The sequence below is a fragment of the Pseudomonadota bacterium genome, from assembly GCA_010028905.1.
In the GTDB taxonomy this organism is placed as follows: domain Bacteria; phylum Vulcanimicrobiota; class Xenobia; order RGZZ01; family RGZZ01; genus RGZZ01.
The window spans coordinates 43557-51123 of the sequence record RGZZ01000001.1 but is presented as its reverse complement, the minus strand read 5'-3'; the positions used below and the strand labels follow the sequence as shown (position 1 = coordinate 51123).

The following is a 7567-nucleotide window of genomic DNA, read 5'->3' as shown; positions in this document are numbered from 1 at the left end:
GTTCACCAGCTTCCCCTCGAGAGAGATGAGGTCGCCCTTCCCCAGTGCCAGCAGCGCCTTCTCGATCTGGGGGCTTGCGGGAATGAGATGGGTGTTCACCGCATGATGGGCGACCTCGTCTGGAGAGATGGGCCAATCACCCTTGGGCTTGCAGAACCAGTGACGGGTGTTGTCCTGCCAGATCTGCATGCGGTCGAGCACCGCCTGGTCGGACATGGCACCCCAGCCCACGGTGAGATCAACGGGGCCGATGAGCGAATCGCCGTACTCAAGGTTGACCGACAGCACCCGTGCCTGCAGCGTGTATGACGCCTGGGGCGTGAGGTCGTAGCGGCGATCATGCGCGAGGTAGGGGAAGGGCGAGGCCCCCGTGACGGGGGTGATCTTCGGATCGGCGGGCACAAGAACCCCCGGTGGATAGCGCTTGCCCGTCGGCCAGAGCCACCACCCCGCGAGCACCGCCACCACTGCCACGAGGGCGAACCTTGCTTTCAAATCACGCCGTTGCCCGAGCCCAAGAGACGTTCCCGCGTCTCGAGCACAAGCACCGCTCCGTGTATGGGCGACGAATTGACGACCGACCCGCTCTTCCCATACTGCTGCGCGCTCGCCCCCACGCGCGAGCAACCCCTCGGCGCTTCGCGCATCAGGGCACGTTCCACAGCAGCCTGTCGAGCAGCACCTGCAACAGGGCGATGGCCGGATAGAGCAGCCACAACAGGAGGAAAGGGGCGAGCAGCGGGCGGTTGTTCACCCACTCCATCAGGTGCTCAAACGTGAACTTGACCACCGTGCAGGGGCACTCCGGCTTGACCTCACCCTGGAGCCAGGTACGTAGCCGAGCCGCGAACGCGTGCACCGAAGCGGGACGTCTGGCCTTGTTCTTCGCCAGCGTTCCCATGATGATGCGAGAGATCTCGATGGGTACCCTGCCCTGAATCGGGTGCCTGTGGTTGTATGGACTGACGGGCTCTTCGTCGAGCACGGCCATCAACACGGCACCACCATCCTTGCCCTCAAAGAGCGGGCGAAGCGAAAGCCACTCATAGAGAGTGGCTCCCAGGGAGTAGAGGTCGGACTGGGCCGTGAAAGGCTCACCGACAACAGCTTCAGGAGGAGCGTAGAGAAGGGTTCCCTTGAAGAAATTCGCAGAGTCAGCGCGATCGCGCACTGTCGGATCCTCTCGCCGCGCCAGACCCCAGTCGAGGAGGAACACCTGGCCGAGATCTCCGATCATGATGTTGCCGGGCTTGATGTCGCGGTGATAGATCCCATTGTCGTGCGCGTGCGCCACCGCTTCACAGACCTTGAGAAAGATGGCAATCCGCTCACGATAGGGATAGGCTTCGAAGAGCGCCGCGTCACCCTCGTTGAGACGCTCGATGATCTCGGCCATGGTGCGGCCCCGAACCACCCGCAGACAGAGGAAGGGGAGTCCGGAGGCATCGACGTCGCTGTCGTAGAGCGGGGCGATGCTCGGGTGCTCGAGCATGCTGGTCAGGCGGGCCTCCTTCTGGAAGGCCTCAACGTCGGCGGCGGACGTGCTGCTTGCGAGCGGTCGCTTGAGAGCAACCTCACGCCCGAGGCGCTGGTCGCGCACGCGCAGCACCTCTGCGAAGCCTCCCTCGCCCAGCACGCCCAGCGGCTCGTAACGCTCGTTCAGCACGTCGCTCCTGTCGACTCGTTCGCAGCCCACATTCCCTGGAAGCGGGAGACATGGCCCAGCGCCAGCCCGAAGTCACGGGCTACGCTCCGTGACGCGCGTGGAATCGCGCCAAGGCGCCCTTCGCGGACGCAGCACGAGAGTCCTTGCCGTGGCGCGCGCACCGAGGGAGGCGAACAGCCTGGGAGCGCGCCCTGAGGCGACGATGGCTGTCGATGCCCTACCCTCCCCGAACTGATGCTCAACGTCGCTGTGAACGAGCCGAACAACGCGAATGGCGGGCGACCAGATCGTTAACCGGCCAGACTTCGTGTCGCTCCCCCGCTCAGAGGTCTCCGCTGAAGAACACGAGCAGAGCGGCGATCCAGAAGCGATCGCCCACGTTGTAGGGACGGGCTCTTCCCCACGAGCGGCCGTTGCGATGGATGTCGCCGTCTGTGGCGATGCGGCCCACACTGCGGCCATCGACGCGCAACGTGCCGTCATCGTGAATCTTGCCGTAGTGACGTCCCTCCCGGTAGATGTCACCGTCGGCCTCGACACGACCGACGCGTCGCCCGTCTCGGCGTACCGTGCCATCGCGATCGATGCGGCCGACACTGACCCCATTGATGCGGATGTTGCCATCGTCTTCCATTGTGGCCCAGGAACGACCCTCACGGCGCACCTCGATGCCAGACGAAGCCAGACCCGGCAAGCTGACAGCCACCAGTTGCACGGATGTGAGGAGAATGACGGCCCCAAGCAGGAGAGTCCACGAACGAGATCGAGCACGAGACATGGGGAGGTCCTCCAGAGCGTTGTAGTCTCCGTAGCGCAAGCCGCGGGGCGCAACCTTCTCCTCGGCCTTGCCAGCGAACATTCCGCATCGCTGCCAGCAGTGCCGAGGGGCGCCTGGGTGATATTCCCCGAGCGAAGCAGCGAGCGCCTGCTTTCGCCCCCCTACCCCGCCCGCACCACCCGATATGCGCGGCACCCCTGGCGCGCAAGTGAATCGAGGCTCAGCATCTTGCCGTCGAGCCCCACGACCTCTGCCTCACCTCCATCGATGGGCAGCGCGGTCACCGTGGCCCAGCCCCAGTCGCGCCCCACGCACACATCGATGGTGATTCGCCCGGTAGGCTCGAGCACCGGCGGCGAGGCGAGCCAGCTGGCCACCCGGCCCACGTTGGGCTCGAGGGCGGCGACGCAGAGCAGGCGCTCGTTCTCCCCCTCGAGGAACCAGGCCGCCCAGTGGTCCTCGCGGTCGACGTACGACAGCCCCATGCGTGCCTCCGCGAGGAAGGGGCGTAGCGATTCGAACACGTCTTCAATGGCGTGGTAGCGGGCGTTGTAGGCGCGATCGTCGGCCCATGTGAGCGACACGGGCTTGTTGTTGGCCTCGTACAGCCCGCTCGACATGTCTTGATTGCCCATGACCTCGTACTTCGGCCGGCGCCGCGATCCGCACGTCGTGAAGCGCGCCAGGAAGTGGCGCAGGTGCAGGCCCTCGGGCCCCACCACGTCAGAGAGCGGCTTCGTCCAGAACAAGGGATGGCCGCTGTCGTGGGTGTCGACCGCGGCGAGCACCGAGCAGCGCCGCGCGCCGTCACCATCGACGTGGCCCGCGGGTCGTGGCGCCAGGCGGGTCATGGGGCGTGGGGCGTGTGCATCGGCATTGTCGAGCTCGCGCTGCAGGTCGAGCATGAAGGTGACATAGTCGTCGTGCATGGCGGTGAGCACATCGCTGCCCAGCAGCAGGTCGAAGCCAAGGGCGCCGTAGTCTTCTACATCGACGCCCATGCGCTCGGCCATGGCCCCCGTCTCGGGCCGCGCGCGACGCGCCGCCGCCAAGAGGCTCTCGAGGGTGCGTGGAGCGAGGCGATCGCTCACGGGAAGCGTCCAGTCTCCGTCGACGGTCGAATCAAAGACGTGATCGACGTAGTCGAGCCGCACGAAATCGAAGCCGTAGCGGGCCTGCACATCGGGGAAGATGCCCTGCAGCAAGGCGTGCGCCTCGGGCACCGGCACGGGCGGATCGTCGCTCGTGGCGACCCCGTTGATGGGCAGGTGATCGAACAGCTTGTAGGGGCTGAGCATGCCAAAGGCGTGCTCGCGCTGATCTTCGCCGGCCGCGTTGAGATAGGTGTAGTCGGGGTGGCTGAACAGCCCCTTCTCGACCCAGTGTTCGTAGCGTGGCAGGCCCGCGCCGCTCCACGTGTGGCTGGGAAGGGTCCAGTATCCCTCGTCGATGAGCCGATGCAGGGTCTCATCGTGGCAGGCCCGCACGGCCGCCACGCCCTTCGAGAGGTCTTCAACCGCCTTGAGCCCGTGGCGCGCGAGGGTGTCGGCGACGATGGCCGACACCTCTTTCACGAGGCGCTTCTGCGCCGTGGGCGTGAGCATCTTCTCTTGTGTGACCTTGCCGTACAGGGTCTTGCGATCGGGCGAGAGGCGCACCCATCGGAAGCACTTCGGATTGGCCAGCGCGATACGCGAGAAGTTGCTCGTGTGGGGCTCAAGATCGAACCCCACGCGCCACCCCAGGGTGTGGATGGCGTCGACCAGCAGGCAGATCTGCGCGTCGCCATCGAGCCCCGCCTCGACCAGCGAGGGATCGAGCACCGCATCAGAGACGACGCGCACGCTGTCGACCGCATACAGGTTCTCGAGGGTGTTGTCGAAGAACGGGGCCAGGTGGATGCCGCTCACCCGCATGGTGGGGAGGATCTTGAGCGCGTCGGTGACGCGGCCGGTGCGGGTCGGGTCAGGGCTGCACGCGCGGATGTTCACGAACGCGAAGTCGGTGTCGAGCATCCACGAAGAATCGAAGGCCGGCTTCAGCCGATGGTCACCCGCAAGCGCGCGATAGAACGACACCATCACCAGATCAGGTAGAGACAGCGCCTGGCTCGGCGTCATGCGCACAGCACCCGTGGCGCGCAGCTCATCGGCCATCCGTCGCCCCCACGCCTGCTCATAGGCCGCATCGGCCGCGCCCTGGGCCGCCTGCTGCTCGTAGATCGTCCATCGCAGTTCCGGGTTCATTGCCTTCTCCTCATTGCTCATGCAGAAACATCGCCCGTGAGCGTTACGCGATGCGAAGGCCCACAGGCAGCGACTCGCCCGCGAATGTGGCCTTCTCGTCGTCAGCCAGCTCGACCAGATCGAGCAGCGGCGCGGTGAGCGCATCGAGCTGCTCCTCGCGCAGCCGCTTCACCGCCGCCAGGCGCACGTCTTCGGGCAGGTCGCGCGCTCGATCGCCCGTAAGGCGCCCCATCTGGGTGACGGCGAAACCGGCCATGCGCGGATCCTTCCAACCCTGCGCGAGCAGGAAGCGGATCCATTCCTCGACCACGTCTGGCGGCACGCAGAACTGCGGGCTGGCGGCTAGCGAGACGCGGGCGCCGAGACGCGCCAGCATCCAGTACTCGAGGCTGCCCGGGCGCTTCTCGAGGCGCTCGATGGCCGCCTGCCCGAGACGCTGCTTCACCCCCGCGTCAACGCGCTCGAGCGACGCCGCCAGGCGCATGATCTCGCTCCACTCGGCGCTGCTCGCCGGCGGCCCGAGACGCGTCTTCACATGCTTCAGCCCGCTGAGCAGATGCGGCGCCAGCTCGTCGAGCACCGCGCGCTGGCGATCGCGGTCGAGCCCTCCCGCGATGCGTCGCCACAGCACCCACCACTCGAGTCGCCCGTTGATTGTTCTGGGGAACTGCAACCCATGCTCGAACAGCGCCCACGTGCGGTTCACCCGCCAGTCATCGAGCGGGTAGCCGAAGCCCGGGCGCAGCGAGAAGCCACACATGTTGAGCCACGGCCCCTCGTGCTCGGCGCTGCTGCGACGGCGGTGCTTCACCCGATCGAGGGCTTCCCACACGTCACGCAGCAGCCCCAGCGACCAGCCATCGCGCTTCTCGCGCAACGTCTCCTCGAGGGCCCACATGAGGCCGCGAGGCTTGAGGTCAGAGGCCGACATGCGCGTGGGCTTGACGCTGAAGGTCTCGACGATGCGCTGGCACGCCTGGCGCACCGCCACCGGATCTTCGGTGGGCGCCGCGGCCACCGATGCAGAGCCCACCGCCACCTCGGCCGCGCCGCGCAGCTCGAACTGCAGGCGCCACTTGCGGCTGCTCTCGCGCCCGACGCACCAGAGCTCGAGGGTGCCGATCTCGGTGACCCGCGCGCGCAGATGCACCGACATCTCTTCTGAGGCCTCGAGAGGTGCGTCTGCATCGGCCGCGCCCTCGGCCGGTTCCGCGGCGCGATCGGCCGCGCTTGCGCCCGCGCGCGCGGACTCGCGGCGCTTCGTGCCCAGCACCGTGGCCAGGGGCGGCAGCCCCTGAAAGTTCTCGCTGTCGAGGGTCACGAGGTCGCCCGCACCGTCGCCGTGGCGAACGCTCGAGGTGTACAGCGGGAACGCCACCGGCCGATCGACCACCACCTTGAACTCCGGCTCGGTGATCTCGACGCTCTGCCCTTCCTCGAGTCCGCGGGGGATGAGGCATGCGGCCTGGGGCGGCGGACCGCCCGCGATGCCCACGTAGTAGGCCCGGGCCGTGCCGCCCGCGATGCGCAGGCCGCCGTTCTCGCGCACCCATCCGAAGTATGCGGCGCCGCGCGCCACGGCCAGCTCGAGGTCGTGATGGGGCAGGGCCCGCGGCCGATGCCCCGACCAGCCCTGCATGACGTCGAGCACCCGCTCGCGCAAGATCTCGGGCTCGAGCGCGGCGCCGTTGAACAGCACCACGTCGGGAATGCGCGAGGGGTCTTCGATGCCGCCCTGGTGGCGCAGGAAGGCCGACAGATGATGCGACACCGCGGGATCGGAGGCGTAGGGCAGCCCCCACTCGGCAAGGGCGCTGCGTCGCGCCACACTGGGATCTTGACCGTAGGGAGACAGGGGGAAGAAGCCCTCGAGAATGATCTGGCGCACGTCGTCACGCGGCAGCCCAACCGTGGTGGCGCCTCCGATGAGACGGCTGCCCCTTCCCGCGATGGCCACGGTGAACTCTTCCGGCGCGTCTGGCGCGAGCAGCGCCTCCTTGGCACCGCGGCACTCGTGCACCAGCACCCCCCAGGAGCGCGAGTCGTAGCGCTCCCCCAAGGCCTGCTCGACCACGTGGGCGATGGCCAGATCCATGTTGTCGCCGCCCAGCATGATGTGCTCGCCCACCGCCACGCGACGAAGCGCAGGGACATCGCCCTCTTGCGTGACGTCGATCATGGTGAAGTCGGTAGTGCCCCCACCGATGTCGCAGACGAGAATGCTGCGCGCCTCGGCGAGGGGGCCGAGCCAGTCGTCGCGATGACGATCGAGCCAGGCGTAGAAGGCCGCCTGCGGCTCTTCGAGCAGGGTGATGTCCTCCATGCCGGCCAGACCCGCGGCCTGCACGGTGAGCTCACGCGCCACCTCGTTGAAGCTGGCGGGCACGCAGAGCACGACCTCCTGGTCCTGGAAGCGGGCCTGCTTGCCGAACTGATGGTCCCAGGCGTCACGAACGTGGGCCAGGTAGCGCGCCGAGGCCTCGACCGGCGAGACGCGCTGCACGTCGGGCGGCGCGTCCCACGGCAAGATGGGGCCCGTGCGATCGGCGCGGGCATGGCACAGCCACGACTTGGCCGATTTCACCAGGCGCGTGGGGATGCGGGCGCCCTGGGCGCGAGCAAACTCGCCCACCACGTTGGTGACGTCATCGGTCCAGGGAAGGGAGAGCGCCTGGGGCGGCAGCTCGTGCTCGCCTGGCAGGTAGAGGAACGACGGCACGGTGCGCCGCGCGGCCACCTGATGCTCAGAGACGCGCTGCGTGACGGGGAAGGGCGTGACCACGGCCGCTTCGTGGCGACGGCGCTCGACATAGGCGATGGCAGAGTTGGTGGTGCCCAGGTCGATGCCGATGATGTACCGGCTGCTGCGAGCCAACC

The 7567-nt window shown here is 67.5% G+C and carries 5 protein-coding genes; all 5 read right to left on the bottom strand.

Going from position 1 to position 7567, the window contains the following annotated elements; genetic code table 11:
• Positions 1-474, bottom strand: a 474-nt coding sequence (locus EB084_00220; protein ID NDD26679.1) for a hypothetical protein, incomplete at its 3' end; no start/stop codon positions are given.
• Positions 475-646: 172 nt separating this feature from the next.
• Entirely contained in the window at positions 647-1696 is a 1050-nt protein-coding gene (locus EB084_00215) for a serine/threonine protein kinase (GenBank protein ID NDD26678.1), read from the bottom strand.
• Positions 1697-1988: 292 nt separating this feature from the next.
• On the bottom strand, positions 1989-2525 hold the full coding sequence (locus tag EB084_00210; GenBank protein NDD26677.1) for a hypothetical protein: 537 nt from the start codon (positions 2523-2525) through the stop codon (positions 1989-1991).
• Between the two features lie 80 nt (positions 2526-2605).
• On the bottom strand, positions 2606-4690 hold the full coding sequence (locus EB084_00205; protein NDD26676.1) for a hypothetical protein: 2085 nt from the start codon (positions 4688-4690) through the stop codon (positions 2606-2608).
• A gap of 43 nt (positions 4691-4733) precedes the next feature.
• Positions 4734-7565: a molecular chaperone DnaK gene (locus EB084_00200; protein NDD26675.1), complete on the bottom strand. Its 2832-nt coding sequence runs from the start codon at positions 7563-7565 to the stop codon at positions 4734-4736.
• Between the last annotated feature and the right edge of the window lie 2 nt (positions 7566-7567).